This window comes from Pseudomonas sp. EGD-AK9 (assembly GCF_000465935.2).
Classification (GTDB): Bacteria; Pseudomonadota; Gammaproteobacteria; order Pseudomonadales; family Pseudomonadaceae; genus Aquipseudomonas.
The window spans coordinates 1-1,809 of sequence record NZ_AVOF01000489.1 but is presented as its reverse complement, the minus strand read 5'-3'; the positions used below and the strand labels follow the sequence as shown (position 1 = coordinate 1,809).

Below are 1,809 nucleotides of genomic sequence, written 5' to 3'. Positions count from 1 at the left end.
CGAGGTAGGGCGCGCGACAGGGCACGCCGCGGCGTTGCAGCCAGGCGCCGGCGAGCAACAGGCAGACGTCGCCGCCGGCCTCCTGCAGCTGCAGGCAGGCGTCTTCCACGCCCGGTCGGGCATAGAGCCGTACGGCGAAATTCCACAGATCCTGCACGCGGCCTCCAGGGCGATTTGATAGACTCCGCCGCCATTATGATCCGACTCCAGAACCTCACTCTACAGCGTGGTCCGCAGCGCCTGCTCGAAGGCGCCGAGCTGACCCTGCACGCCGGCCAGAAGGTCGGCCTGATCGGTGCCAACGGCGCCGGCAAGTCCAGCCTGTTCGCCCTGCTGCGCGGCGAACTCGGCCCCGACGCCGGCGACTGCCGGCTGCCGCCTGACTGGCGCATCGCCCATATGCGCCAGGAGGTGGACAACCTCGAGCGCCTGGCGGTGGACTACGTGCTCGACGGCGACCTGCACCTGCGCGCGATCCAGGCCGAGCTGGCCCGGGCCGAGGCGGCCCACGACGGCGCCGCCATCGCCCGTCTGCACAGCGAACTGGACAACGCCCAGGGCTACACGGCCGACGCCCGCGCGCGCAAGCTGCTGGCCGGCCTCGGTTTCACCAGCGAGCAGATGGACAGGCGCGTCGGCGACTTCTCCGGCGGCTGGCGCATGCGCCTGAACCTGGCCCAGGCGCTGATGTGCCCGTCCGAGCTGCTGCTGCTCGACGAGCCGACCAACCACCTGGATCTCGATGCCATCCTCTGGCTGGAAGAGTGGCTCAAGGGCTATCCCGGCACCCTGCTGCTGATCTCCCACGACCGCGACTTCCTCGATGCCGTGGTCGACCATGTGGCGCACCTGGAGCAGCAGAAGCTGACCCTCTACCGCGGCGGCTACTCGGCCTTCGAGCGCACCCGCGCCGAGCGCCTGGCGCAGCAGCAGCAGGCCTACGAGAAGCAGCAGGCGCAGCGCGCGCACATGGAAAAGTACATCGCCCGCTTCAAGGCCCAGGCGACCAAGGCGCGCCAGGCGCAGAGCCGGATCAAGGCCCTGGAACGCCTGGAGGAGCTGGCCCCGGCGCATGTCGACTCGCCCTTCGACTTCGTCTTCCGTGAAGCGGACAAGGTCTCCAGTCCGCTGCTCAACCTGTCCGAGGCGCGCCTCGGCTACGGCGACAAGGTGGTGCTGGACAAGGTCAAGCTGAGCCTGGCGCCCGGCGCGCGCATCGGCCTGCTGGGGCCCAACGGCGCCGGCAAGTCGACCCTGATCAAGACCCTGGCCGGCGACCTCGCCGCGCTCGGCGGCGAGCTGGCCCGCGGCGAGAACCTGGCCATCGGCTACTTCGCCCAGCACCAGCTCGATGCGCTGGACCCCAAGGCCAGCCCGCTGCTGCACGTGCAGCGCCTGGCGCCGAGCGAGCGCGAGCAGACCCTGCGCGACTTCCTCGGCGGCTTCGATTTCCGCGGCGAGCGCTGCGACGAGCCGGTGCTGAACTTCTCCGGCGGCGAGAAGGCGCGCCTGGCCCTGGCCCTGATCGCCTGGCAGAAGCCCAACCTGCTGCTGCTCGACGAACCGACCAACCACCTCGACCTGGAAATGCGCCTGGCCCTGACCATGGCGTTGCAGGAGTTCGCCGGCGCCGTGCTGGTGGTGTCGCACGACCGCCACCTGCTGAAAAGCACCACCGACGAATTCCTCCTGGTGGCCGACGGCCGCATCCAGCCGTTCGAGGGCGATCTCGACGACTACGCGCGCTGGCTGATCGACTTCCGCGCCCGCCAGCAGCCGCCGAGCGCGGCGACCCCGGCGGCGGACAAG

Annotated in this window: 2 protein-coding genes; one reads left to right on the top strand and one right to left on the bottom strand. The window is 70.3% G+C overall.

What is annotated here, in order from left to right:
- A partial coding sequence (locus N878_RS26990; RefSeq protein ID WP_082457890.1) for a TIGR02444 family protein occupies window positions 1-157 on the bottom strand: 157 nt, incomplete at its 3' end.
- A 38-nt stretch (window positions 158-195) separates the two neighbouring features.
- Between N878_RS26990 and N878_RS19335 the strand changes: the two genes are divergently transcribed.
- Window positions 196-1,809: ABC-F family ATP-binding cassette domain-containing protein (locus N878_RS19335; RefSeq protein WP_021445210.1), on the top strand; the 1,614-nt coding region annotated here is incomplete at its 3' end.